Here is a 26,991-nt window from a genome sequence, read left to right as displayed (position 1 = left end):
TCGAAGATCTAACTCGCCCCCAAAACCTGATTCAACGCTGCTCTGGCGTAGCTAATTGTTTCGCTTGCCGTTAAGCCAATTCCATTGGGATGTATTCTGCGCCAATCATCCGCTGCACGGCCGTGTAGCCAGCTGCCGCTTTGTACAGCTTCTAGCGGGCAGAGGCCTTGAGCTATAAGTGCGGCGATGATGCCGGATAACACATCACCTTGCCCTGCACTAGCAAGGGCGGCATTGCCGCTGGCGTTGATGCTCCAGCTTTGCTCATTGGCACATATTGAGCCTGCTCCTTTGAGCAAGATGGTGGCTTTATAGCGCTGCGCGAGGGCGAGGGCAGATTTAATTCGATTAGCTTGCACGGCTTGAGTACTGGTATGCAGCAGTCTTGCTGCTTCAGCAGGGTGTGGCGTGAGAATACTTGCGGCAGTGCGTTGTTGCATTGCCATAGCTAGTTCTGCTGAGCTAGCCAGTAAATTTAGTGCATCTGCATCTAGCAGTAGGGCTAAGGGGCTGGCAATGCTTTGCCTGAGTAGATCTAAGGCCTTGCTACTCTGACCAAGGCCGGGGCCAATGGCTAGCAGGGTGAGTGCGGGATGGTGGAGTGCATCTTCTGCGCTGTGTAATATCAGCTCGGGCTGCATAGTGTCTACGCTCAGCGCTTTATCTAGCAGACCAAGTACAACGCGGCCGGCACCCATATGTAAAGCCGCTCGGCCAGCCAGTAGCGCCGCGCCGATCATTCCTGCTCCGCCGCCTATGATGCCCACCGTGCCGTAGCTTCCTTTATGGCTATCTGGTTTGCGTCTTAGTAGCGTAATGCTTGATGGTGCTTGAGTTTGTAAATGGCCGTCAGGGCTAAGCAATAGATCATCGGGTATTTGTAAATCGTGCAGGCTGACACCCCCCGCCAGATCGCAGCCTTTGCCGGTAAATAGGCCAGGTTTGTGAGCAATAAAGCTCAGCGTATGCGTGGCATGGATCGCTGTGATGGCATCGCCGCTATCAGCTATGAGCCCACTGGGGATATCCAAAGCGATCACCGGGCAGGACAGTGCTTGCAGTTCGGCGATGATTTGCTGGTCTGCATCACCTAAGGGGCGATTTAAGCCGATGCCATATAAGCCATCGATGGCTAAGTCAGCTTGCTTGGGGGGGCTGTTGAGTATTTGCCCTTCGTGCGCCAACCATACTGCGAGTGCCGCTTGTGCGGGCTGTGTTGCTGCAGGCGCGCTCAAACGTAGTAAAACTGTCTTGCCCGCTAGATGGAGCAGGGTAGCAGTAATGATGGCATCACCGCCATTATTGCCACTGCCTGCCAGCACATAGATGGTTTGTACTTCAGGGTAATGTTTAATAATCCAATCAGCGGCAGCTTGTCCTGCTCTTTGCATGAGTGGCAAGCCTGCTGCTGCAGCTTCAATTTGCTTGAGCTTGCTGCTCAGAAAAAGCGGAGGATTAATCATTCGCGTGAGATTCGCTGGCGTTCAATTTTATTGATAAAACGCTGAATCAGTGTTTGCATCTTGCCGGACAAATCAAAAAAACGGCAACCTATACGTTGCGTTTTAATGCCATTACGAAGCGTCACATCAATCACAATACAGATTTGCATATCAACTTCAATGATGCCGATATCCAGCAGTTGCACCCTGCAATCACGTAAAACATCACCAACCTGCATGGGCAAATCAGAAGATACACCAAGCAGGCTTAAGCCACCAAGGCTGATATCTGTGATGGATAATTCCGTATGCCCTCCGTCATTTAAAGGAATCACACAGTCTATTTTTTGTGACATAGGAATATCCAGACGATAAAAATCCCGTCTTTGCATCCGCAGTGTTTGCACGGGGCCGCCACTGCGAATTGCTGTCCGCCCGTCATAAGCCACCAGCATTACATTGGGCAGCTCAAATTGCACTTTGACTTTATTTACGACGCCCACTAGGAGCATTCGCCCCTCTTTGGTCAGTGCAGCATTGGTGCCCGCATCGTTGCTGACATCAAACAATAATTCATCATCATTAATAGCAAGCACAGTACTGATTGCAAAAGGCTCCCGCTTACCTGCCGGATAAAGGCAAATAATTTCACCATTATCCAGTAATTGCCTTAGCAAATATTTTATTTCTATGCTGGCACTGACAAGGTAGGGGCCCGTATCTGATACAAAAACGGGCTCCAGCGAGGGAGGTTGTTGCATTATGTTAATCAGTAAAAGAAAAGATAAGTTACTTTATATCATTGCCAAGGACTTAATCCTAGCTTGCATTACCATGTATCCAAGCGAATATAACGTACATCACTCTTAGAAACTGCGCAGGCAATAAATTTATAAGAGTCTGGGTTGCTAGCTGGATGCAGAAAGAAATACTTCCAGCTCCTCTAGCCGCATTCGTTCCTCTTTTTGCCGCTCCGCATCGCGCGGACGCACATGCAGACTCACCTGGCTATCGTCAAACCAAAAAGTCAAAGATGGGTAGTCGGCTAACTGGCGGCCATTGGCAGGCGGCAGAATGTCGTAGTCAATTTGTTGATTGAGCAAAAAAATCTCTGCCGATTTGGGGTCATCCAGAAACAAAATCAAATTAATATCCGAGTTTGAGCCCGCAACACCAGATAAAACCGAACCGGTAAGATAGGGATGAAAATGTGCCAGAATTCGCATCACCTTAAGCGCTTTTTGCCTGAGACTATTAAGATGATTGCTGTGTTCCGGGTAGTAAACCGCCCTGTAGTTGGCCAAGGCGGTCTCTATTTCCTGATTGGAGGGCATCATTCGCCCCTCGCTAATTCCCAGTTGCTTGGCGGCCTTTTTTTTTGCCAGTGCAAAATCATGCAAAAGATCTTCAGCAATCAAACGCGCCGCACGTTCGGCAATCTGGGCGCGCAAGACGGAAGACTGACGATCGAGAACGTACGGTTTGCTCATGATTTAGGTGCCCCTAAAAGAGTAATTCCTTGATCTCATCCAGTGGCTGAGCATTGCCTGCCCCGCCCCCTAAGCCTAATTCTGGATTGGTTTGCAAAAATTCGCTGAAAAAATATTCGGTATAAGGTCCGCGCTCTGTCTGAATAGTTTGCGGCGTAACTCCTTCTGGCACCGGATAACCTACATTATCAACGCCTTTCAGGGCTTTACTCATGTAATTAACCCAGATCGGCAGAGCAGCAACACCTCCGTATTCCTTGGCTCCCAATGAGCGGGGCTGATCAAAACCTACCCAGGAGATCGCCACCAGACCAGGCTGATAGCCAGCAAACCAGGCATCATTGGCGTCATTGGTTGTACCCGTTTTTCCTGCCAAATCGCTTCTGCCCAGAATATTGGTTTTGGCTCCCGTACCCTGCGTTGCCACATCGTGCAGCAGGCTGTTCATCACAAAAGCATTTCTGGCGTCCAGTGTGCGCTGCGCGTTTTCTCCAGCGACTTCAGGTTGTGTTTTAGCAAGAACCCGCCCACGGCTGTCTTCAATACGATCAACAAAATAGGAGCGCACGCGATAGCCCGTATTGGCAAATACGGCATAGGCTTCGGCCATTTGTAAAGGGGTAACACTGCCAGCGCCCAGAGCCATCGTCAGATAGGCCGGGTGCTGCTTTGGATTAAAACCAAAGCGGCTGATATGAGCCTGGGCATAGTCCACACCAATAGCTTGCAGTACACGAATAGTGACCAGGTTTCTGGAACGGGTCAGCGCATTACGCACGCTCATCATTCCCTCAAACTTACCATCACTATTTTTAGGCTCCCAGCTTTGCCCTCCCACCTGAGCCGGATCAATCACAAGCGGTGCATCATTAATTTGGGTTGCCGGTGTAACCCCCCGCTCTAATGCTGCAGAATAAATGAATGGCTTAAAGCTGGAGCCAGGCTGCCGCCAGGCCTGAGTCACGTGGTTAAAGCTGCTGCGGTTAAAATCAAAACCTCCGGCCAGTGCCTTGATCGCACCATTTTGTGGATCTAATGCAACAAAGGCACCTTCCACTTGTGGCAACTGAGCCAAACTCCAGCCTTTTTCTGTTTGCTTAATTCGAACAATCGCACCTGGCCTGATTCGTGTTGCAGGTGCAATTTTTTCTGAAAGCATTGCTCTTGCAAAACGTAATCCGTCTGCGTTGATCTCAACCAGCTCGCCCCCTTTTTTGTAAGCTTTTACAGACTGAAGACTGGCACTTAACACGATTGCAGGCTGCAAATCGCCCGAATCTTTTTGTTCAGCCAATGCTTCATCCAGTAGTTCCTCTTTACCTGGGAGTAGTACCTCAGGGGCCACAAACCCTTCCGGGCCGCGGTAACCATGGCGAATATCATAGTCAACCAGACCTTGTCGCAACGATTGATACGCGGCTTCCTGGCTGTCACTTCGCAGTGTTGTATAAACTTTAAAACCTTCGGTGTAAGTAGATTCCTTATAGCGCTCAACCATCATTTGCCGCACCATCTCGGCCAGATATTCAGCATGAACAGCGTATTCTTGCTGGGTACGCTTTAACACCAACGGGGCGTTCTGCGCCGTAGCATAATCGCTGTCATTAATGAACTTTAACTCGTGCATACGGCGTAAAACGTATTGTTGTCTGAGCTGCGCACGTTTAGGGTTGACAACTGGATTGTAAGCGGAAGGTGCTTTAGGCAGCCCTGCCAGCATGGCCATTTCTGCCGGGCTGAGCTGTTTTAGTTCTTTACCGTAATAAATCTGCGCTGCCGAGGCAAAGCCATAAGCGCGCTGACCCAGATAGATTTGATTAAAGTACAGTTCAAGAATTTGATCTTTCGATAGATTGTGCTCAATTTTAAATGAGAGGAGGGCTTCATTAAATTTACGAGTAAATGTTTTTTCATTTGACAAATAAAAGTTGCGAGCAACCTGCATAGTGATAGTACTGGCACCTGATTTTGATTGTCCTGACGTGATATTGCCAATCATTGCTCTTAATACGCCAAGATAATCGATTCCGCCATGCTTATAAAAACGCTCATCTTCAGCCGCTAAAATGGCCTGTTTCATAAGTAAAGGAACTTGTTCTATGGATGTAAATGCCCGGCGCTCTTCGCCAAATTCACCAATCAGTACGTTATCACTGGTGTAAATACGAAGAGGTATTTTAGGGCGATAATCTGTAAGTGCTTCTAAGGAAGGCAGGCGCGGGTAAGTAATAACCAGCGCAAAAGCACCAAGGCCTGCAACAAGAACCATCAGGCCAATTAGAATGCTACAAAGAATAAGTAAAAGGCGTTTGCTCATCACTAAGGGTAGAAAATTGAAAGTAGTGCTAATTTACGCGATTCTGGGTATGTTTGTATTGGCATTTATTTTCTGGCATCAAAGTAATTGAAAAAGCACGAATGTTGGTAATACGCTTGTATAAAAATAAGCTTTACCGTTCTTTCTTTACACAGATAAGTCGCGCTGCTACGATCTGAAGTAGATTCGTAACAGTTGTTTTTAAGTGTTTTATTTAAAAAAGGAAAATGAGTTGAATCTCGATTTCCTCAAGCCCAAAGCACCTGCGCTGATTGGAATTGATATTAGCTCTTCGTCCGTAAAAATGGTCGAGTTGAGCCTATCAGGAACAACCTACAGCCTTGATCGCTATGTGATTGAGCTCCTGCCAAAAGACGCCGTAACCGACGGCAATATCGCCAATATGGATGTGGTGGTGGAGGCTGTGCGACGAGCATGGCGGCAAATGGGCTCTAAAATTAAGAATGTATCGGTCGCTCTGCCTGCCGCAGCGGTGATTACTAAAAAAATTCTGGTGCCTTCCGGTCTAACCGAGCGTGAGCTTGAGATGCAGGTTGAAACCGAAGCAAATCAGTACATTCCTTTTTCTTTAGACGAAGTTAATTTGGATTTCCAAGTACTGGGTGTGTCTCCAATCGCGCCCGATGAAGAGGAAGTTCTGATTGCTGCTGCAAAAAAAGAGAAGGTGGATGAACGCGTAGCGGTCATTGAAGCCGCAGGTTTGCGTGCAGTGGTACTGGATGTTGAATCCTACGCCACACAGGCTGCGTTCGAGCTAATGCAGCCTCAGCTTCCCAATAATGGCGAAAACCAGATTGTGGCAGTTGTAGATATTGGCGCAACAGCCATGCACATGAATATTTTCAAGGATGGCCAGTCTATTTACAGCCGTGATCAGGCTTATGCAGGCAACCAGCTTACGCAGGAAATCCAGCGCAAGTTTAATATGTCGAGCGAAGAAGCCGAGCAGGCAAAAAAACACGGAGGGCTGCCGGAAAACTACGAGCCAGAGGTATTACAGCCTTTTATTGATACGCTGGCTTTGGAAATATCACGCTCATTACAGTTTTTCTATACGTCAAGCAATTACAATTCGGTTGACCATATTTTACTGGCAGGTGGTTGCAGTGCTATTTACGGCCTGGATGATGCTGTTTCTAGCCGCACCAATGTAAGTAGTGCAATGCGGGCTAACCCTTTTCAGGGGATGGCTACCGGTAAAGTACGTGGTAAGCAGGTGCAACTTGATGCACCTTCGCTATTGATTGCCTGTGGATTGGCAATGCGGAGGTTTGACCCTTCATGATTCGAATTAATCTGCTTCCCCATCGCGAGCAAAAACGTGCTGCGCGCCAGAGCCGCTATTTTGTTTTGTTAGGTATGGCATGCCTGGCTGCTGTGGCCGTTGTTGTTACCGGCTATCTTTTTTATTCTGCACGCATTGAAACTCAAAATCAGCGTAATCAATTTCTAACGGACGAAAATATAAAATTAGACCGTGAAATTTCCGAAATTGAGAAATTAAAAGCAGAAAAACAGTCTTTATTAGATCGTAAAAAAATTGTAGAGCGTTTGCAATCCGGCCGTTCAGAAACTGTACTAGCCATGGATCAGCTTGTGCGGCAAACACCTGAAGGTATCTACCTTAAGGAAGTCAGAGCCGTTGATGATCAGATCACGCTAATTGGTTATGCACAATCAAATGCTCGCGTTTCTACTTTAATGCGCAATTTAAACGATTCAGACATTTTTGAGCAGCCGGTGCTGATTGAAGTAAAAGCAGCTCAAATTGGGAATCAAAAACTATCAGAATTTATGCTTACAGTTAAAGTGACCCGCACATCAGAAGAAGCAGCAGAGACAGCCATTCCTGGCAAACGTAAACGGCAGGGTGGCTAAAAATGACACTTGACGAACTGCGGAATCTAGACCCTAAAGACGTAGGCAACTGGCCAATGGCAGCACAGATCGGCCTGATTGTTACAGTCTTTGCTGTGCTTATTTTTGGAGGCTACTTTTACGTCTGGAGTAGCCAGATGGAGGAGCTTGAAACAGGACTAGCCAAAGAAGAGCAACTAAAAAAAGACTTTATTGATAAGAAAAGTAAGGCTATTAATTTAGATGCCTATCGTCAGCAGTTACAGGAAATCCAACAGTCTTTCGGGGCATTGCTTAGACAGTTACCCAATAAGTCTGAAATGGAATCGCTGTTAACCGAGATTAATCAGGCAGGAGTTGGCAGGGGGTTATTTTTTGAATTATTTAAACCCGGTTTGGAAGTGAAAACCTCTGAATTTGCCGAGTTGCCGATTGATATTCGAATTTCAGGTAGCTACCACGATTTAGCCGCTTTTGTCAGTGATGTTGCCCAGCTATCCCGCATTGTCACCTTGAGCAATCTGCAGCTTGTATCTACAAAAGATCCTGAAGTGATTTCTATGCAGGCGATTGCTAAGACATATCGCTCGCTTGATGAGGCTGAATTGCAAGCTATGCATCAGGCCGCTCTCGACGCTAAGAAGAAACAGAAATGAAAATCCGTCTTGAATCAATTAAGCCTATTTTGCTGATAATGGTTACCACCATATCCTTAAGCGCTTGTTTTGGCGAGGAAAATAGCGATTTAAAAAACTGGATGAAAGAAAATAGCGAAGGCTTACGTGGCAAAGTTGAGGCTTTGCCAGAGGCTAAACCTTATGTTTCATTTGAATATAAAGCCTTTGATTTAAGTGACCCATTTCGTGCTGCTAAAATGGAATTAGCAAAAAAGGGCACGGGCGGTGGCTTAGCTCCGAATACAAATCGAGCCAAAGAAATTTTGGAAAACTACGATTTAGAAAAGTTACGCATGGTGGGAACTTTAACTCAGGGGAAAACCATCAATGGCTTAATTAACGCACCTGATGGCAACTTATATCGGGTAAAAGTCGGCAGTTATATGGGGCAGAACTTTGGCATGGTCACCGCAGTAAGAGACACCGAAATTCAATTAAAAGAAATTGTTGAGGACAGCGGGGGTGATTGGGTGGAGCGCACTACCAGTTTATCCCTTGATGAAGCGGAGCAAAAAAAATGAAAATACGCAATATCATCACGTCGGCTATTTTAAGCCTGGCGAGTTTTGCTGCCTTGGCTGCAAGTAGCATTACTGCAGTAGATATCAGTAATATTTCAGCAGACAAACAGATTATTCGTTTAAGTTTTACCGGGCCTGCACCAGTACCGACTAGCTTTTCTGTAAATACACCGCCACGCGTAGCTTTTGATTTTGCAGATACGACTAACCAGGCAGGGAAAAGCTCGGTGCAGGTCAATGGTGCAGCGCTGAGGCTAATCAGCCTTGCAGAGGGCTCTGGCCGTACTCGCGTTGTACTGAATATGCAAAAACAGGCGGCATATCAAACCAGAGCGGAAGGGAATGATTTTTATATCACGGTAGATGGCACAAGCAGTGCAGTGACTGCCCAGGCACGCAATACTCACTTTGCCGACAACAAAGCTTCAGAAGTAACAAATAAGAACAAGCGGGACAGCATCGAGAACATTGATTTTCGCCGTGGTAAAGATGGCGAAGGCAAAGTGGTGATTGATCTGTCTAGCCCGAATGTGGGCATTGATATCCGCCAGCAGGGCAAAATGCTCTTGGTAGATTTCAGCAAAGCGGCTCTGCCTAAAAAGCTGGAACGCCGTATGGATGTGACCGATTTTGGTACACCCATTCAAAAAGTCGATGCGTATACCCAGGGCGAAACAACCAAAATGGTAATCGAGCCTAAAGGCAACTGGGAGTACTCGGCTTATCAGACTGAAAATCGCTTTATTGTTGAGGTACGCGAAGTCAATGATGAGCGCAATAAACAGGCTGGTATCAAACCCGCATTCAAGGGTGAAAAACTATCATTGAATTTCCAGAACGTTGAAATTCGCACAGTTTTACAGGTCATTGCCGAATTTACCGGCCTGAATATCATTACCAGTGACACAGTGACCGGCAATTTAACACTACGCCTGAAAGACGTGCCTTGGGATCAGGCCCTGGATATGATTTTGCAGGCCAAGGGTCTTGATCAGCGAAAAAATGGCAGCGTACTTTGGGTAGCCCCGCGTGAAGAGCTGGCAAGTAAAGAAAAACAGGAGCTGGAATCCAGAAAACAGATTGATGAATTAGAGCCTACCCGCACCGAGGCATTTCAGCTGCGCTACCAAAAAGCTGAAGACCTGAAGAAAATGCTGAGTGACGATAAGCAGCAAATGCTGTCTAAGCGAGGCAGTATTGTGATTGATAGCCGCACAAACACGCTGTTCGTTCAGGATATTTCCAGCAAATTAGAGCAAGTCCGTGCGGTTATTGGCAAAATCGACGTAGCTGTCCGCCAGGTGCAAATTGAAGCACGGATTGTTGAAGCCAATGATGGTTTTAGCCGTGAGCTGGGTGTGAAACTAGGTTGGGGGTCAAGAGGTCATTTAGGCAATACTGATTTAGGTCTGGGCAATAATCTGGATAATGCCGGTAAAGGTATTGGTGTTCTTCAAAGTGGCACGACTACACCAGCTAACAATACTTTAACAATGGGCAATAATGTGAACTTGCCAGCCATTGGTTCAGGTGTGGGCACACCGGGCACATTTGCTTTGATTGCAGCTAATGCAAACTGGCTGCTGGGTCTGGAAATTAGTGCTCTAGCTGCAGACAATAAAGGTAAGATCATTTCCAGCCCGCGCCTTGTAACTGCTGACCAGGTTGAGGCTTCTATTGAGAGTGGAGAAGAAATTCCATATCAGGAAAGCTCACAAAATGGTGCAACAACCATTTCTTTCAAAAAAGCAACTTTGTCATTAAAGGTAACGCCGCAGATTACACCTGATGGCAATGTCATTATGAAGCTGAACGTAACTAAAGACAGTCGCGGGACAGTAACTCTGGGTATCCCATCAATCAACACCAAGCAGATTAATACAACAGTACTGGTTGAAAATGGGGGCACAGTAGTAATTGGTGGAATCTACACGCAAGAAGCTGGGTCTGATGTGACCAAAGTACCTTTGCTTGGCGATATTCCTTATCTGGGGCATCTATTTAAAAACACCCTGGAAAAAGATATTCGTCGTGAATTGTTGATTTTCATTTCACCTAAAGTGATTCAGTCAGACCTGTCATTACGCTAGTTTAGATAATTTATGGTCAGATAAGCGGGGCGCAAATCGCGCCCCGCTCTGCTTTCCGCTACAATGCTCGGCATGAAACTGCCAGGCAATTTTTTTCTGGTCGGCATGATGGGTGCCGGCAAAACCACCGTAGGACGAGCGCTCGCTAAGGTCAGCGGTAAGGTTTTCTATGATACGGATCACGAGATCGAATCACGTACCGGTGCAAAGATACCGATCATCTTTGAAGTAGAAGGTGAAGCCGGTTTTCGCCGCCGTGAGGTGGCAATGATCAAAGAGCTTTCCGCGCAAAAAAACATCGTACTGGCAACGGGTGGAGGAGCTGTGTTAAACCCGGCTAACCGCGCAATACTGAGGCGTGAAGGTTTTGTAATTTATTTGCGGGCCAGCGTGGATGAGCTGTATTTACGCACCTGCCACGACAAAAACCGCCCGCTATTGCAAACCGAAAATCCCAGGCAGCGCTTGCGAGAATTCTATGAAATTCGTGATCCCCTTTATTGTGAAGTTGCTGATCTGGTAATTGATACCAGTCGGCAGTCAGTTCATTCTTTGTTGCAGGTTTTAATGAAAGAGCTGGAGCTGCACGCCGATCGTTAACTGGCATGCAATACAGATACCCGCGCAGTTTGAAAAATGTGTGGGCCAATCGCACCCTACAAAGCTGGAGCGCCATGCAAACCGTTAAACTAGACCTTGCCCACACCCCTTACGATATTCATATCGCTCGTGATTTACTGACCCAGGTTGAGCTGATCAAGCCTCTATTGCTTCAGCCTCGAGTGGTGATTGTAAGCAACGCAACAGTGGCACCTCTCTATTTAAAATCGTTGCAAGATGCTTTGGAAGGCGCAGATATCCAATGCCACAGCATTATTTTGCCTGATGGTGAAGTATTTAAAACATCTGAAACGCTTAATCTGATCTTTGATGAGCTGCTGACCGAGCGCTGCGAACGCAAAACCACCCTGATTGCCTTGGGTGGCGGGGTAATTGGCGATATGACTGGTTTTGCGGCTGCGGTGTACCAGCGCGGCGTGCCATTTATTCAAATTCCCACTACTTTACTTTCGCAGGTCGATTCATCAGTAGGTGGTAAGACTGGGATTAACCATCCTCTGGGTAAAAATATGATTGGCGCGTTTTATCAGCCTAAGCTGGTTCTGGCGGATCTGGCAACGCTGGATACCCTGCCGCTGCGAGAGTTATCCGCAGGCATGGCCGAGGTGATCAAATATGGCTTAATTGATGATCTGGCGTTCTTTGAATGGCTGGAAGCCAATATCGAGCGGCTGATGGCGCGCGAGACGGAGGCGCTGGCTTATGCGGTGGAGCATTGCTGTCAAAACAAAGCACGTATTGTGGCTGGCGATGAAAAAGAGCAAGGCCAGCGTGCCTTGTTAAATCTGGGCCACACCTTTGGTCATGCCATTGAATCGGGCTTGGGTTATGGAGTTTGGCTCCATGGAGAGGCGGTGGCGGCAGGAATGATGCTGGCAGCCTACGCATCACGTGAGCGGGATCAGATCAGCGATGATGATATTGCCCGGATCGAATCTCTGCTGCAAAAAGCAGGTCTGCCCGTTAAAGCACCTGTTTTAGGCAATGAGCGATATTTGGATTTAATGGCTCAGGATAAAAAAGTAGATGCAGGCAAAATCAAATTTGTACTGATGCGCCGCCTGGGCGAATCCTATATTGGAGAGCTAGGCAGCGAAACCATTGTTGCTGCTTTAGCTGCAGGCTGCAGCGCAGCTTAATTTTAGAGGCGTAATGCACTTGTCGTGTGCATTACGCTATCTGAGCAATTAAACAAAGACCACACCGCAGCACCGCATACCCTTTTAATTAAATAGTGAAGTTAGTTGCGGTAGCTGCATCTGCTTTTTTCTGCGCATATTCTGCCAGCGTCATCCCTAAGACATTTTTAAGCTCCTCATGGATATTGCCCAGGCCAGCCTCTAAACGAGCGGACAATGGAGTAACCATCGTTTCAAATACATCGCGTAAGGTGATGCGCTGCAGATCTACCGCTAAGATCCATTCACCATCCCGTGTTGACTCCACCCAATTTTTTAACGCCATTTCTTCAAGTAAAGAATAACTGGCGTCCAGCCCCAGCTGTGTTTCACGCCGAAGTTTATCAATATGCAGTATCTCGCCCCGGCTATACGCTTCGGCCAGCACCAGCAGCAAGCGAATAGATTGTTCTAGCCGGCTCCCCTGGTTGCCCTCCCAGCGCCACGCTGACGCATGCCAGTAAGACAGACAGGCTGAAAGTACGGCTCCGCCTAAAATAATGACCCAACTTACATAGAGCCACATCAAAAAGATGGGGAAGCTGGCAAATGCACCGTAAATCAGCTTAAACGTACCAAACTGCTGGATATATAACCCAAAACCGCGCTTCATCAGCTCCAACGCAACGGCAACAACCAGAGCAGAGATAAAGGCATGGCTACGTGGTACATAACAATTGGGCACCGCCAGATAAAGTAGCGTGAGCGAGCCCAGCATCAGGAGCATAGGCCCAAGCTTGAGCAACAACAGATTCAGCAAACTGGCATCACTATGCAGACCCGTCTGGGCATATAGCCACGAGGTGAGCGAGAGGCTGATCCCAATAATCAGCGGGCCAAGTGTAAGAGCCGCCCAATAGATGATGGTTCTTTGTAGTAATTTTCTAGGGCGTTTAACCCCCCAGATTTCATTAAATGTTTTTTCAATAGTAAAAATCAGCAGCAGAGCCGTTACCAAAAGACCAATCGTTCCCATTGCTGTTAAACGCTCGGCATTATCTGAAAATTGCCGCATATACACGCTGATCACTTTTCCTGAAGCATCCGGCACTAAATTTGTCAGCAGAAAAATTTTAAATTTACTGCTGTAGTCACCAAACATAGGAAATGCAGAAAACAGGGACAGAGCAATCGTTAGCAGAGGGATCAGTGCCAGCAAAGTGGTGTAAGTCAGGCTACCCGCCGTGTCCAGACAACGGTCAGCAAGCAGGCGGCGCCCTACAAAGCGCGCAAAGCCAAACAAACCGTTAAAACGACTGACAACTTGCTGCGTGACCTTGTTATGTACCAACAGAGAAGATTGGGATGGAGTCATGTTTTACACATTTTTAAGTAATTCCTTATACGCTTTAAAAGATGCGCGTTACCGCTTTAAACCGCAGCTTGTCCTTGCTATGACAAATAAATTCTAGCCACCTGCACATTTAAATCAGTGCATAAATGTTACGTTTGTACGATTAATCGATACTTGGCCTTTATAATACCGCAGCTCCACTATTTTGGAATTGTAATGCCAGAGATCCTTGTACTTTATTACAGCACCCATGGTGCCACACGCCAGATGGCGCAGCTCATTGCACGGGGTATTGAGTCCGTCAGCGAAGTGAGTGCCCGAATACGCACCGTACCGCGTGTTTCCACGGTTTGCGAGGCTATTGAGAGCGATATTCCTGAGGCAGGAGCCCCCTATGCGGAGCTTGCCGATTTACAAGAATGCATTGCATTGGCACTGGGCAGCCCCACTCGTTTTGGTAATATGGCCGCGCCAATGAAGTATTTTTGGGACGGCACTGTAGGTGACTGGTTGCAAGGCTCTTTAATCGGCAAACCTGCCTGTGTGTTTACCAGCTCTGGCTCAATGCATGGAGGCAATGAATCAACCTTGTTAACGATGATGCTGCCACTGCTTCATCACGGGATGCTGATCGTAGGGACACCCTACTCTGAAACCACGCTGAGCAGCACCACTAGCGGCGGCACACCTTATGGCCCCAGCCATGTTGCGGGAAGCAAATCTGATCAGCCACTTTCAGAATCCGAAAAACAGCTCTGCATCGCCCAGGGTAAGCGACTTGCGCAAATTGCACTGAAACTGATGGAGGCAGAATGAAGGACCAGCATTTGATTAATTTGTCGCACTGGCTATCTATAGCAAGCCTCGTGGCGCTGATTGCGCTATGCACTGCATGGGAGTTGTGGCTTGCGCCAGTGAAAGACGGCGGTTCCTGGCTGGCTTTAAAGGCTGTGCTCTTACTGCCGATGTTAATGGGAATTTTGAAAGGCCGCCGTTATACCTATCAATGGGGCTCGATGTATATCCTGATCTGGTTTGTAGAAGGCGTGATGCGAGCCTGGGCAGATCATGGCCTATCACAAATATTAGCCGGGGCAGAAGTGTTTCTGGCGAGCTTATGTTTCTTCGGGTTTGCTACTTTTTCATGGTTAACACGCCCTTCATTGGGCGAAGCCGCCGCATAAACACAAAAAGGCCAAAAACCAGAGGCTTAACTTTAGCTCTGGTTTCTGGCCATTTGGTTTGAGTGTCTGCCCGGCACAAGACTTGTGGCCCTGTTGTAACAGATTGGGGATAGCCTGAGTAAAGCGTCCCCGACGGCGGGGCTGATTGGCCAGCCGTATCTCGGTCTTGAATCCTTTGTTTAGACCGGCTCCTGCGCGTTAATCCGCGTTTCCTTGTTATGCAATTTATTCAGCGCCGAGATATACGCTTTGGCACTGGCGGCAATAATGTCGGTGTCTGCACCCTGGCCATTAACGATCCGGCCTGATTTTTCTAAGCGAACGGTTACCTCGCCCTGACTATCCGTGCCCTGAGTAATCGCGTTCACTGAATAAAGTTGCAGCTCTGCGCCACTATTGGCCATGCTTTCAATGGCTTTAAATACCGCATCCACCGGGCCAGAGCCGCTGGATTTTCCGTGTTTTTCATGACCATCTTCGCTCATGGCAATATATGCAGCAGGCATTTCGCCGGTTTCAGAAATCACTTTCAGCGATGTAAATTTAAAATGCTCCTGCTCAATCACCACCATTTCATCAGAAACCAGCGCGTGCAAGTCTTCGTCAAAAATCTCACGTTTACGATCGGCCAATTCTTTAAAGCGGGCAAAGGCGGCATTAAGCGCTTCTTCGCTGGATAAATCGATGCCCAATTCATGTAATTTGGTTTTAAACGCATTGCGGCCAGACAACTTGCCTAAAGTCAGGCGATTGGTGCTCCAGCCTACTGATTCAGCGCTCATGATTTCGTAGGTTTCACGGTTTTTCAGCATGCCATCCTGGTGGATACCCGATTCATGGGCAAAGGCATTGGCCCCCACAATCGCTTTATTTGGCTGCACCGGATAGCCGGTAATAGTGGAAACCAGCTTGGAGGTCGGCACAATTTGTACCGGATCAATGCCGGTTTCCAAATTAAACAAATCTTTACGCGTACGCACCGCCATTACTACTTCTTCTAAGCTGGCATTGCCTGCACGCTCGCCAAGCCCATTGATGGTGCATTCAACCTGGCGCGCACCGGCTTGCACCGCTGCCAAAGAGTTCGCCACCGCCATGCCCAAATCGTTATGACAGTGGGTCGACCAGATCACCTTGTTAGAATTCGGCACACGGGCGATCAATTCCCGCATCCGCTCCGCCCATACTGATGGAATGCTATAGCCCACGGTGTCTGGCACATTAATAGTTTTTGCACCTGCCTGAATGACAGCATCAAAAATACGGATCAGAAAATCCATGTCCGAGCGCACCGCGTCTTCGGCAGAAAACTCCACATCGTCGGTGTATTCCAGAGCAATTTTGACCGCCTTGACTGCTGCATCGACCACCTGATCGGGTGTCATGCGCAATTTGTGCTCCATATGAATGGGGCTGGTCGCAATAAAAGTATGGATACGGCCATATTTAGCGGGCTTGATGGCTTCACCTGCGGCACGTATATCTTTTTCATTTGCGCGAGCCAATGAACAGACAGTGGAGTGCTCGATAATACTGGCAATAGCCTTAATAGCATCAGCATCACCGGGGCTGGCGGCAGCAAAGCCTGCTTCGATAATGTCTACGCCGAGTTTTTCCAGCTGGCGGGCGATACGGATTTTCTCTTCTTTAGTCATCGAAGCGCCAGGTGATTGCTCACCATCACGCAAGGTGGTATCGAAAATATACAAACGATCGCTCATTCCAGTTCTCTCAGATGTGGGTGCTATAGCTGAAAAGTAATACTGAATATTGAAGCTCTTGCCTTGATGGGCCGCCAGTTGCGCCAGTTTATTCGTAGCACTAAGCGGGATACTGCCGCGTTCACGCCATTTGTAGACGGCAGCACGTGAGATCAAATCATCCGGAAACAGATTATTAAGCGCCTCACTTAATGCACTTGGTCCACCAAAATCGGCGATTAGACGTTCAATGTCTAATTTCACGGCTATCTCCTCAAGGTTTATGTGCTTGAGATTAACTTTTGTGCGACGCAGTGTCAAACAATTTATAAATTTTATTTATTTACAGTAGTTAACACATGTAAAATCACATCAAATCAGACTTAATGTCTAATAATTACCAACATCGAGGAGTAAGGGTGTAACGTTTAATATTCAATTTGTACTAAGTTACTACCATGCAAGGCCGTGTAGCGCACACGGTAACCCCCTGTGTTCTTTTCAACATTGCAGCAGAGAGAGGTAGCCAGGCCCTGCAAAATACTCGCAAGGTGTCAGTTTCATGCATTCCAGAAGGACTGGATTTATGCTTCAGGAAGAGAGCTGGTTGAATCCACTGGTTTTAATGGTTTGATCCAGCGATAAAGCCAATACACATAGCCTGATATGCCGTAGCCAATAAAGACACAAAACAGCATAAGTGGCGGCCTGGCTACAATCACCAGTAAAATCAGCGTGATAACCAACAGGGCAAAAAAAGGTACGGTTTTACGCATGTGCAATTCTTTAAAGCTCCAAAAGCGCACATTAGATACCATGGTCAGCCCTGCAAACAGGGTAAAGATCAAAGCGAAATAAGGCATGGCCCCGCTAATGGGGGTGAGCTCTTCCACATATTCGTGGCTGATCCACACCAGACCCGCCACCATAGCCGCTGCCGCCGGGGATGGCAGGCCTTGGAACCAGCGCTTATCAATGACCTCAATATTGGCATTAAAGCGCGCCAGCCTCATTGCTGCGCCTGCACAATAAATAAATGCAGTGATCCAGCCAAGCTTGCCAAAATCGCGCAACATCCATTCATAAGCCACCAGCGCGGGGGCCACACCAAAGCTCACCATATCGGACAGCGAATCAAACTGTGCACCAAACTCAGATTGTGTGTGGGTCATGCGGGCAACACGCCCATCCAGTCCATCAAGCACCATGGCAATAAAAATGGCGACGGCAGCCTGATCAAAATTTTTGTTCATCGCCTGCACAATGGCGTAAAAGCCCGCAAACAATGCGGCTAGCGTGAATAAATTGGGCAACAAATAGATACCCTGACGGCGAAGATTGATCGGGCGTTTAGCTTGCATGAATCCGGCCTTTAAAACATATTGAGTTCGAATTGTAGCTGACACAGGTCAGTAGTTCATGCCCTTGATAGCCCTCTTGGGAAGCTTAAAGGCATCTGCATCGCCGGAGCTCAACTCAGCCGGGCCTAGATCACCAATCAGAAGCTGTCTATTACACTCGGGAGATTTTGCAGCAGCCTAATCCTAAGACCGCCAGGCTGTGAGGATACGTTATAATCTGCAGTTCGATTTATGCCGGAGATACACCTGTGTCAGAGCGTCTGTTCGTTCTATTGCAACATGTCCTACCTAAACTTGCACTTACTGCTTTGGCCGGGGCTGGTTCAAATGTAAAAGCGGGGGGTCTTGGCCAATGGGTAATTCGCTGGTTTATTGGCAAATATAAAGTCAATATGAGCGAAGCTGCTGATCCCGATCCTGCTGCATTTTCCACCTTTAATGAATTCTTTACCCGCGCTTTAAAGCCTGGTGTGCGCCCAATTCATGCCGCGCGCTTTGTCAGCCCCGTAGATGGCAAAATAAGCCAGCTTGGCCCGATTAAAATAGAGCAAATTTTTCAAGCCAAGGGTAAGGAATTCAGCGCAACAGCGCTGCTTGGCGGCGATAGCAACTTGGCCAAGCCTTTTATCAATGGTAATTTTGCCAATATCTACCTTAGCCCGCGTGATTACCACCGCATTCATATGCCTTGCGATGGCAGGCTGATGCAAATGATCTATGTACCTGGCGAGCTGTTCTCTGTAAACCCTGTGACCGCCCGTGGTGTTGATAGCTTATTTGCCCGCAATGAGCGCGTGGTTTGCATGTTTGAGTCCGATTTCGGCCCCTTTGCCCTGGTACTGGTCGGGGCAACCATTGTTGGCAGCATGGCGACCACCTGGCATGGCATCGTGAACCCACCAAGAAGCAAAACAGTAAAAAGCTGGGCTTACACCGATCAGAATATTACGCTGAAAAAAGGTGAGGAAATGGGCCGCTTCCTACTGGGCTCCACTGTGGTAATGCTGTTCCCTGAAGGCTGCTGCCAGCTTAATGCCGATTGGGCCGCAGAAAAAGCGGTGCAAATGGGCGAGAAAATGGGCAATTGACCGCTTAACAGTGCCCTTCCGGCCCTGCGCTGATTTAAGCTGCACCTAACACCTGTCTCAAGCCAGCCATTTCCAAACACACGCCAACGTCTGAGCCATACGAGCCAAGATCATCAATACCACGCCGTGTTGATCTGGTAGTCCTCATTTCCATAACTAGACCTGAAAGTGTATCGTCATGTTGGGGCAATCAGGGGATTATTACTTCCCGGCCCCAAGTCCCGGCTCCGGAACAAGGCGAAGGTTAAAAGAGTTATAAACTATTGCTCGTCTCTCGCATCACTGTGCCCGGTAATATCCTGGTAATAGCCATTCCATATCACGGCAGCATCAGGCAGCAACGTGGATGAAACAGCACGGAACAAAACCTGACACGGCTGCTTTTTCCCCATCAGCCGTATGCTTAACTCTATAAGCTGCGCTTTGCATCCTGCCCGAATTTTACGCGATGCATCGCGAATTGCATTTTGTGCACATGCTCTATCGTCCTCATGCACATCACTCCAGCATAACTCTGGATCATCTTTTAGACTTTCAGCAGAAATGCCAAATATCTCTTCTACCTTTTGATTAATGAAAGGATAAAAACAGTGCCCATCGGGATCAACCCGCATTTGAAAAACAACCAAAGGCAAAACATTTGACATTTCCAATAGCTGCTGATGTGCAGCTTCTGCTTCAAGGCAGGCTCGCCCGATAGCCAGCTCTGCGCTATTCAAACGCTCATTTTGCTCCCCCATTAAAGCTTGCTGAGCTTTAAGTGTTTGCAGCAGATCCTTAAGCTGCCAGCGCTGAATCAACAGGCACAACACAAAAATAACGATTAAGCCCGGCACCAGAGTGAGACGATGATCCGTATTCAAAACAACACCCAGCACCAGCGTGCCGGTCACCAGCAATAGGGTAGCTCGCAGCTGAAACGCCGTTAGCTTTCCCATTAAACGCTGGAAAAATCGTGGCTGCATCAGACTTATATTCCAGGTTAAAAATAAACAAAGAGCGGTATTAGCTAACACCAAAAGGTACATCAAACACATCGTGCCACGTACAGCCTGCAACAGAAATACACAAAAATCAGCACACTCAGGCGAGCTAATTTCCTCTCTGCACAAATAATTACAAACCACCGCCAAAATACTTTCACAACGACAACAGCAGTTTCATTGCAATAACGTTAACCTGGCAAAAATTCAATGATATAAAGACAAATTTACACAGGGGAAATGTCAGTCTGCCTATTGTTTTTTCATAGAAACAACAAATATTTTTCTCTTTTACAATTACTAACCTACGAATACTCGCAAGGCTCGGTTATGCTTGAAGTCATGCTTGTCAGCCCCACACCTATGAAAAACGATGAAAAAAATTTTATTGATCACCTCGCTCTCTCTTTCTGCCAGTGCCCACGCCAGGTTGGATTTATCTTCACTACGTGAAGCTGCCCGCAGCCGTGATTTACCCTCCATCGCAAAAATGGCCGATGCAAGCAATGGTGAAACATTGGAAATGTATCCGCGTTACTACTGGCTAAGCAGCCAGCTCACCACCGTAAACGAAAATGATGCTCAAAGTTTTCTAAAAAATTATGACAATAGTCCCCTTGCAGAGCGTTTTCGCAGCGAGTGGCTCAAAGAACTGGGCCGGCGCAAAAGCTGGGCCAGTTTTAATACCGAATACGCAAAATCGGATAATCCAAATAATGAGCTGCAATGTTTGCGCGCACAGTCAGCTATCGCAAACCGGGAAACAGCCCCTCTTTTAGCGGCAAAGCCATTGTGGTTTTCCGCCAAACCACAAAGCGAAGCATGCAACCCTGTATTTGATGCCTTATTTGACAACGAAGAACTCAATCAGGCTGATGCATGGGCACGCATTCGCCTGGCATTTGCCGACAATCGTACAGATCTGGCCCGCCAACTGGGGGGCAGGGTTGGGAACCCCGGCGAGTTCACCGCCAAAAACATCAGTGCAATCACAGCCAATCCGGACAATCAGTTTTCCAGACAACCGTTATCGGCCCAGGCCGGCCGGGAGCTTGCCATCTATGCACTGGGCCGCATTGCCAGAAGTAATCCGGATCGGGCAGCCAGCCTGCTCAGTGGCATAGAAAAACAATTGCCTGCAGCCGACCAACGCTATGCCTGGCAGCAGCTGGGTTTAATTGCCGCAAAAAAGCAACATGAGCGAGCTTCCACATGGCTGAGCAAAGGTGACAGCGAAGGCATGGATAGTGAAGACAGAGCCTGGTCGATTCGCGCAGCCCTTCGTTTTTCCGACTGGGGAACTGCTTTAGCCCGTATCGAAGCTTTGCCAGGCCAGGAGCAACAGACAAGCACCTGGCTTTACTGGAAGGCACGAATTTTAAAAGGCCAGAATAAAACCATAGAAGCCAACCAGCTCTGGGCTGCTGCGGCTGAGAACTATGATTTCTATGGTCTGCTCGCCAGAGAAGAGCTTGGCCCGAGCATGGAGCCTGCCAATATCCGCTATAAGCCCAACGATATAGAAATCAAACAAATCCGCGCCATGCCGGGCGTGCAGCGAGCCTTAGCCCTGATCGATCAGGACTGGCGCATTGAAGCTATCCGTGAGTGGAACTGGGCCATGAAGGGCCTGACAGACCAGCAGCTGCTGGCAGCAGCAGAACTGGCACGCAAACAAAACTGGCATGACCGCTCGATTTACTCCGCCGAGCGCACACGCCAGCTCCATGATTTTTCGCTGCGCTACCCTACGCCTTATTTGGATTTAATTGAGCCGGCAGCAAAAAATGAAGGGGTAGACCCTGCGTGGGTCTACGGCCTGATCCGACAAGAAAGCCGCTTTATCAGCGTGGCCCGCTCCGGTGTTGGAGCCAGTGGCCTGATGCAATTAATGCCTGCCACCGCAAAATGGGTAGCAGGAAAGCTGGGCAGGAAAAACTTTAATCAATCCGAAGTCAATGATTTGACAACCAATATCAGCTTTGGCACCTTCTACTTGCGCTACATCTGGGAGCGTCTGGATGATAACCAGATTCTGGCTACTGCAGGCTATAACGCAGGCCCCGGTCGCGCGCGCGCATGGCAATCCGGTCAGGCATTGGACGGTGTGGTTTATATCGAAACTATTCCTTTTAATGAAACGCGTGACTATGTGAAAAAAGTAATGGCCAACGCCATACACTACTCCCACGCCTTCGAGGGCCAGGGCTTACCATTGAAGCAGCGCATTGCCAAAATAGCGGGCCGTGGTCAGGCCGTTGACGCACCTTAACAGCAGGGAAGGTGCAGGGCTGCTAAGTAATAAGCCCCAATCTTACAAGCCCTGCACCACACAAAGAAGACTCGTATGTCAAAAATTTTATTAGTTGGTGGTAGCGGGTTTATTGGTAAACAACTGGCAGCCAGGCTGACAAAGGCCGGGCATGAAGTCACCCTGCCGACCCGCCACAGAGAAAACAAACGCGCCGATTTACTGCTCCTGCCCTACCTTAACCTGCTTAGCGCCGACGTTAATGACGATGCCACACTCACCCGGCTGATCACAGGGCAAGATATCGTAATTAATCTGGTTGGCATTTTGCAGGGCAATGAAGCCAGTTTTAAAAAAGCCCATATCACACTCACCGAAAGAATCATCGCCATTTGCACAGCACAAGGCGTGAATCGCTATTTGCATATGAGCGCTTTGGGTGCGGATGTTTATGGCCCATCGATGTACCAGCGCAGCAAAGGCGAGGCCGAAGCCCGGGTTAAAGCCAGCCGTTTAGACTGGACAATCTATCGCCCATCCGTCGTATTTGGTGAGGAAGATCAATTTCTTAATCTATTTGCCAGCCTGATTAAAGTTGCCCCATTTGTGCCTCTGGCAGGTGCGGACACACGCTTTCAACCAATCTGGGTGCAGGATGTCACGCAAGCTTTCGCTACGGGTGTAAAAGATGAAGCCTTGATCGGAAAAACGCTCAGCTTGGTTGGCCCCAAGATTTACACGCTCAGGGAGCTCGTCGCTTATACAGCACAAACCATTGGAATGGTCCGCCCAATTATTGCTATGCCTGACTGGGCAGCAAGGATACAAGCCAGCTTAATGGGCTTATTGCCCAATCCGCCACTAAGCCATGACAACCTTGATTCTCTGCTAGTTGATAATACCGACCCCGCAGGTCTTGCTCCTGAATTGGGCTGGCAAGCCACAGCGCTGGAAGCAATTGCTCCTCTTTACCTGACAGCGGGCAAGCAGGAGCGATATCGGAAACTGCGCAGCCACGCCCACCGAAATTAAACCCATCTTTTTTCCAGCACCTAAAGGGTATAACCATGCAAATTGTAATCGGCAACCTTCCTCCCGGCACATCGGTAGAAGATATACATAGCCTGCTCAAAGATGAAATCGGCCTGAATGATTTTGGTAGCGTCACCGTTACGGAGAATGAAAACACCCTCGCCCTGGTGCAGCTACTCACCGACAGCGCCGCCGCTGCCGACGTACTGACAGCAAAAATTACTGGCTTTCACTGGAAAGGTCACAAACTGACCAGCAGCCACACCCATATCTTTAAAGAGGGCTAAACAGGCCAGCTGATCGCGTGGGCAGGGCCGCTCTTTAAAATAGGTACGAGTCCCTGCATAGATCATCAGTTAACCAACAGGACTTCCACCATGCGCATTGCCGTTTTTGATAGTAAACGATATGACCGGGCCACACTCAGTCAGGCCAATAAACACCATGACCATGAGTTGGTATTTTTTGAAGACCGCTTAAATATCCAGACCGCAGCACTGGCGTCTGGCTTTGAAGTGGTCTGCCCCTTTGTTAATGACCGGGTTGACGCACCCACTCTGGCTCAACTGGCAAAAGCAGGCGTCAAGCTGGTGGCTCTGCGCTGTTCAGGATTTAATGGTGTCGATTTAGCCGCAGCAGCCAAGCACAATATCAGCGTAACACGTGTGCCGGCTTACTCTCCCGAAGCCGTAGCCGAGCATGTTTTTGCATTGCTCCTCACCCTGACGCGCAAAACGCACCGTGCTTATAACCGCATTCGTGAAGGCAATTTCTCGCTGGACGGGCTGGTAGGCTTTAACCTGCATGGTCGCACTTTCGGCGTGGTTGGTGCAGGTAAAATCGGTGCGGCAACCATCGCCATCGCCCGTGGCTTTGGTTGTAAAGTGCTGGCATTTGATCGCAGCCCGTCAGCAGAAAGAGAAGCGGCCTTAGGTTGCACCTTTGTTCCGCTGGCAAAGCTACTGGCACAATCTGACATCATCTCGCTGCACACCCCGCTGACCAATGAAACCAAACACATGATCAACAGCCACACGCTGGCAAACATGAAGCCTGGTGCAGTAATTATCAATACCAGCCGGGGCGGGCTAATCAATAGCAGTGCCCTGCTCGACTCACTAAAAAGCGGCCAGGTGGGAGGTGTAGGGCTTGATGTTTACGAATACGAAGAAGGCGTATTTTTTGAGGACTTATCCGGCTCTGCCCTGGAAGATGATGTTCTGGCGAGACTCACCACTTTCCCTAATGTCATGATCACCTCGCATCAGGGCTTTTTAACGGATGATGCTCTTGCCAATATTGCAGATGCAGTACTGGACGAAGTGAGTGCATTCTCCCGGGGAGAGGCATTGATTAACCCAGTCAGCCAATAGATTTATTACCGGCACAAACATACGGCCCCCGGCACAGGAAGGGCCGTTTTTTTCTGGCAACAGCAAGTAACGCGCACAAATATCACAAGCAGCCCCTACCCCCCATAGACAATTCCTGACATCTGTGGATAATTAACCTTTCACTAGGTTACCCGACCTTTTCGGGTCGACTCCCTGGCTTATCAGATTGACTTTGCATCCTATCACCGTCCCTCCCCGCATCAGCCGCTGGCTGCAACTATTGCCAGGCCTGATTGCAGCGCTATTTACGCTAGCCTTTGCCAGCTGGCTGCTGCTTACCACTGATGCGGATCAGAAACAGCGCAGCAACCAGTTAGAGCAGGATCTGCTCTGGCAAAAACAGGCCATTCAACAACAAATTACCGCCAATACCGATGCTATTAACGCCCTTGCTGTCACCGATTACAACAAACAGTCAGCCCTATTTCAGGCCCGTGCTTTTTCACTGATTCAAAACAGCGCGGAAATCGTTAGCCTGGTCGTCAGAAATCAGGATGATTTCAAGGTATGGTGGTCTGCGCCGCAACAAAAAGTACACCCGTTCAATGGAGAGAGCGGCTGGAGCACGCTGCCAGCAAAACACGATCAGCCCCCCCTGGCTCAATACGCAGTATCCAGCGCTGACGGGCACAATTTTATTATTGCCACCTTCTCTTTTGAACGGCTTTTGCAGCAACAGGTCCCCTGGTGGATTGCCCAGCGCTATCAGGTTTTACTACTTAACCATAACTATGTAACGCTGGCAGCAAAATCCAGCCGCCAGCTCGATCCAAGCGGCTTAAGCACCCGCATCGCACTCGACACCCCGCCCCTGGGCTTATCGCTGCAAGCCGAGCTTTATCATGTGCCACGCCACCAGCTGACCGACTCGCTGCCCTGGCTGCTGTTATGTTTAGCGATCGGCATGCTGGCCTCTACTGCACTCTTGCACCGCGTAATGCGTGTCCGCTCCCAGGCAGAAATGCAATTACGCGCCGAAACAGCGCTACGCCAGGCGATGGAAGACTCTCTCGTAAGCGGTATGCGGGCGATGGATAAAAACGGGCGCCTTATCTATGTCAACCGCGCTTTTTGTGAAATGACCGGCTTTACTGCTGACGAGCTGCTCGGCCAGCAACCTCCGCTGCCCTATTGGCCCCCTGAAGAACTGGAGCGCTGCCAGAGAGCTTTTGATGCTATTCGCTTGGGCCGCGCCGACCCTAATGGCCAGACAGTGCGCTTTATGCGTAAAAATGGTGAACGTTTTGATGTCAGCCTGTATGGCTCCAGCCTGATCGATGGCTCGGGCCGGCATATAGGCTGGATGGGATCGCTCTACGATATTACCGAACTAAAACGTGAGCGCGAAGTGCTGCAAGCCTCACATCAGCGCTTTGTTACCGTACTGGATGGATTAGACACTGCCGTTGCCGTAAGTGACGCTGCCAGTGGCGAGCTGCTGATGAGCAATCGCCAGTTTGATCGCTCGTTTAATCTGCCCGACTGGCGTGGCCGCTGCTGCATCATGCCGTTTAATGTGCGCCGCTACGATACACCGGTCGACTCCGAATGGTATGATCCCATTACAAAACGCTGGTTCCAGATCAAAAGTCGCCACAATTTATGGGTAGATGATTCGGATGTCTGGCTGGAAGTCGCCACCGATATTACCGCACTCAAATCCGCAGCCGAGCGCGAACGCCTGCAAAACGAAAAACTGCAGCAGACCAGCCGTTTAATCTCGATGGGAGAGATGGCCTCCAGCCTTGCCCACGAGCTGAACCAGCCCTTGGGTGCGATTGCCAGCTATGCATCAGGCTGTCGCAATATTCTGGCCAATCCCACGCCTAATTTGCAGCAGCTGTCGCAAGCCATTGAAAAAATGGGGGAGCAGGCCCGCCGGGCTGGGCAAATTATTCGTGGCATTCGTGAATTTGTGCAGCGCCGCGCGCCACATCGCCGCCGCTGTACCATTAACGACCTGCTAGATACCGTACTGGATTTACAATCACACGAGATAGTACGGCGCGCAATAGAAATCAGCATTTCTGAATCGGGGGATTTACCGCCTTTATATGTCGATCCGATTATGCTGGAGCAGGTATTATTCAATTTAATCCGTAATGCCATGGAAGCCATGAGCGATACGCCCGCATCACAGCGAACGCTGGCTATTATGCTCAGCAGAGAGAATGATCACTTACAAGTCACCATTGCGGATCATGGCACTGGCATTAGTCCCGAACAAATGGAACAATTGTTTAAACCGTTTTACACCACCAAAGACTCGGGAATGGGCATGGGGCTGAATATTTGCCGCTCTATTATCGAATACCACCAAGGTCGTCTTTGGGCAGAAAATAATCCTGGCGGCGGTTGCCGCTTTATCTTCACCGTACCGTTTTCCGAGGAAACCCAGGCTAATGAACCCTGATCGCCGCATTGCAATCGTTGATGACGATGACGCCATTTGCGAGGCATTGTCAGCGCTTTTTTCTATCCTTAGCTAAC

General features: G+C 48.7%; 23 protein-coding genes. 15 read left to right on the top strand and 8 right to left on the bottom strand.

Features of this window, described 5'->3' with window-relative positions:
* Positions 1-8: 8 nt before the first annotated feature.
* From EJO50_RS15255 to EJO50_RS15240, 4 genes are all read right to left on the bottom strand, one after another.
* Positions 9-1,463, bottom strand: coding sequence for an NAD(P)H-hydrate dehydratase (locus tag EJO50_RS15255; protein WP_125975589.1), 1,455 nt, complete (start codon positions 1,461-1,463; stop codon positions 9-11).
* The gene (locus EJO50_RS15250) at positions 1,460-2,203 is read right to left on the bottom strand and encodes a flagellar brake protein (protein ID WP_125975587.1); all 744 of its coding nucleotides are present in this window, start codon (positions 2,201-2,203) and stop codon (positions 1,460-1,462) included. Before EJO50_RS15250 ends, EJO50_RS15255 begins: the two co-directional genes overlap by 4 nt.
* A gap of 147 nt (positions 2,204-2,350) precedes the next feature.
* Positions 2,351-2,932, bottom strand: coding sequence for a nucleotidyltransferase family protein (locus EJO50_RS15245; RefSeq protein WP_125975585.1), 582 nt, complete (start codon positions 2,930-2,932; stop codon positions 2,351-2,353).
* Between the two features lie 13 nt (positions 2,933-2,945).
* Entirely contained in the window at positions 2,946-5,249 is a 2,304-nt protein-coding gene (locus EJO50_RS15240; RefSeq protein WP_125975583.1) for a penicillin-binding protein 1A, read from the bottom strand.
* A gap of 232 nt (positions 5,250-5,481) precedes the next feature.
* Between EJO50_RS15240 and EJO50_RS15235 the strand changes: the two genes are divergently transcribed.
* From EJO50_RS15235 to aroB, 7 genes are all read left to right on the top strand, one after another.
* Positions 5,482-6,555, top strand: a complete 1,074-nt coding sequence (locus EJO50_RS15235) for a pilus assembly protein PilM (RefSeq protein ID WP_125975581.1) — start codon at positions 5,482-5,484, stop codon at positions 6,553-6,555.
* 92 nt (positions 6,556-6,647) lie between these two features.
* Positions 6,648-7,148 (top strand): PilN domain-containing protein, encoded by a 501-nt coding sequence (locus tag EJO50_RS15230; protein ID WP_233702117.1) that lies wholly within the window; start codon positions 6,648-6,650, stop codon positions 7,146-7,148.
* A 56-nt stretch (positions 7,149-7,204) separates the two neighbouring features.
* On the top strand, positions 7,205-7,783 hold the full coding sequence (locus EJO50_RS15225) for a type IV pilus inner membrane component PilO (protein ID WP_233702116.1): 579 nt from the start codon (positions 7,205-7,207) through the stop codon (positions 7,781-7,783).
* Complete coding sequence (locus tag EJO50_RS15220) at positions 7,780-8,325, top strand: pilus assembly protein PilP (protein WP_233702115.1); 546 nt, start codon at positions 7,780-7,782, stop codon at positions 8,323-8,325. Before EJO50_RS15225 ends, EJO50_RS15220 begins: the two co-directional genes overlap by 4 nt.
* Positions 8,322-10,415, top strand: a complete 2,094-nt coding sequence (locus tag EJO50_RS15215) for a type IV pilus secretin PilQ (RefSeq protein ID WP_125975575.1) — start codon at positions 8,322-8,324, stop codon at positions 10,413-10,415. Before EJO50_RS15220 ends, EJO50_RS15215 begins: the two co-directional genes overlap by 4 nt.
* Before the next feature lie 63 nt (positions 10,416-10,478).
* Positions 10,479-11,015: a shikimate kinase gene (locus EJO50_RS15210; protein WP_125975573.1), complete on the top strand. Its 537-nt coding sequence runs from the start codon at positions 10,479-10,481 to the stop codon at positions 11,013-11,015.
* Between the two features lie 74 nt (positions 11,016-11,089).
* Positions 11,090-12,175, top strand: coding sequence for a 3-dehydroquinate synthase (gene aroB, locus EJO50_RS15205; protein ID WP_125975571.1), 1,086 nt, complete (start codon positions 11,090-11,092; stop codon positions 12,173-12,175).
* 88 nt (positions 12,176-12,263) lie between these two features.
* On the opposite strand, the gene EJO50_RS15200 is transcribed toward aroB, so the two are convergent.
* Complete coding sequence (locus tag EJO50_RS15200; RefSeq protein ID WP_125975569.1) at positions 12,264-13,529, bottom strand: YihY family inner membrane protein; 1,266 nt, start codon at positions 13,527-13,529, stop codon at positions 12,264-12,266.
* Positions 13,530-13,724: 195 nt separating this feature from the next.
* On the opposite strand from EJO50_RS15200, the gene wrbA reads away from it, so the two are divergent.
* Together wrbA and EJO50_RS15190 are read left to right on the top strand one after the other, a co-directional pair.
* Complete coding sequence (wrbA, locus tag EJO50_RS15195) at positions 13,725-14,324, top strand: NAD(P)H:quinone oxidoreductase (RefSeq protein ID WP_125975567.1); 600 nt, start codon at positions 13,725-13,727, stop codon at positions 14,322-14,324.
* Positions 14,321-14,692 (top strand): DUF2069 domain-containing protein, encoded by a 372-nt coding sequence (locus tag EJO50_RS15190; RefSeq protein ID WP_125975565.1) that lies wholly within the window; start codon positions 14,321-14,323, stop codon positions 14,690-14,692. The genes wrbA and EJO50_RS15190 overlap by 4 nt, the downstream gene beginning before the upstream one ends.
* Positions 14,693-14,871: 179 nt before the next feature.
* On the opposite strand, the gene EJO50_RS15185 is transcribed toward EJO50_RS15190, so the two are convergent.
* Both EJO50_RS15185 and pssA read right to left on the bottom strand, forming a co-directional pair.
* Positions 14,872-16,656: a 2-isopropylmalate synthase gene (locus EJO50_RS15185; protein ID WP_125975563.1), complete on the bottom strand. Its 1,785-nt coding sequence runs from the start codon at positions 16,654-16,656 to the stop codon at positions 14,872-14,874.
* A gap of 320 nt (positions 16,657-16,976) precedes the next feature.
* Positions 16,977-17,753 carry a CDP-diacylglycerol--serine O-phosphatidyltransferase gene (gene pssA, locus EJO50_RS15180; protein WP_125975561.1) on the bottom strand — a complete coding sequence of 259 codons (777 nt, stop codon included), beginning with the start codon at positions 17,751-17,753 and terminating at the stop codon, positions 16,977-16,979.
* Positions 17,754-18,001: 248 nt separating this feature from the next.
* On the opposite strand from pssA, the gene asd reads away from it, so the two are divergent.
* Entirely contained in the window at positions 18,002-18,841 is an 840-nt protein-coding gene (asd, locus tag EJO50_RS15175) for an archaetidylserine decarboxylase (protein WP_125975559.1), read from the top strand.
* 260 nt (positions 18,842-19,101) lie between these two features.
* Here the strand turns inward: asd and EJO50_RS15170 are convergent, their stop codons facing one another.
* A complete protein-coding gene (locus EJO50_RS15170) occupies positions 19,102-19,806 on the bottom strand; it encodes a hypothetical protein (RefSeq protein ID WP_125975557.1) in 705 nt (234 codons plus the stop codon).
* Between the two features lie 391 nt (positions 19,807-20,197).
* On the opposite strand from EJO50_RS15170, the gene EJO50_RS15165 reads away from it, so the two are divergent.
* The 5 genes from EJO50_RS15165 (at position 20,198) to EJO50_RS15145 (ending at position 26,914) form a co-directional block, all read left to right on the top strand.
* Positions 20,198-22,096 carry a lytic transglycosylase domain-containing protein gene (locus tag EJO50_RS15165; RefSeq protein ID WP_125975555.1) on the top strand — a complete coding sequence of 633 codons (1,899 nt, stop codon included), beginning with the start codon at positions 20,198-20,200 and terminating at the stop codon, positions 22,094-22,096.
* Between the two features lie 75 nt (positions 22,097-22,171).
* The gene (locus EJO50_RS15160) at positions 22,172-23,107 is read left to right on the top strand and encodes a complex I NDUFA9 subunit family protein (protein WP_125975553.1); all 936 of its coding nucleotides are present in this window, start codon (positions 22,172-22,174) and stop codon (positions 23,105-23,107) included.
* Between the two features lie 35 nt (positions 23,108-23,142).
* On the top strand, positions 23,143-23,394 hold the full coding sequence (locus EJO50_RS15155; protein WP_125975552.1) for an RNA-binding protein: 252 nt from the start codon (positions 23,143-23,145) through the stop codon (positions 23,392-23,394).
* Between the two features lie 90 nt (positions 23,395-23,484).
* On the top strand, positions 23,485-24,480 hold the full coding sequence (locus tag EJO50_RS15150) for a 2-hydroxyacid dehydrogenase (RefSeq protein WP_125975550.1): 996 nt from the start codon (positions 23,485-23,487) through the stop codon (positions 24,478-24,480).
* Between the two features lie 187 nt (positions 24,481-24,667).
* Positions 24,668-26,914: a PAS domain-containing sensor histidine kinase gene (locus EJO50_RS15145; protein WP_125975548.1), complete on the top strand. Its 2,247-nt coding sequence runs from the start codon at positions 24,668-24,670 to the stop codon at positions 26,912-26,914.
* Positions 26,915-26,991: the final 77 nt, after the last annotated feature.

The organism is Iodobacter ciconiae, assembly GCF_003952345.1.
GTDB lineage: Bacteria > Pseudomonadota > Gammaproteobacteria > Burkholderiales > Chitinibacteraceae > Iodobacter > Iodobacter ciconiae.
Note: the sequence above shows the minus strand (reverse complement) of the source record. Positions and strands in the feature narration are given on the sequence as shown.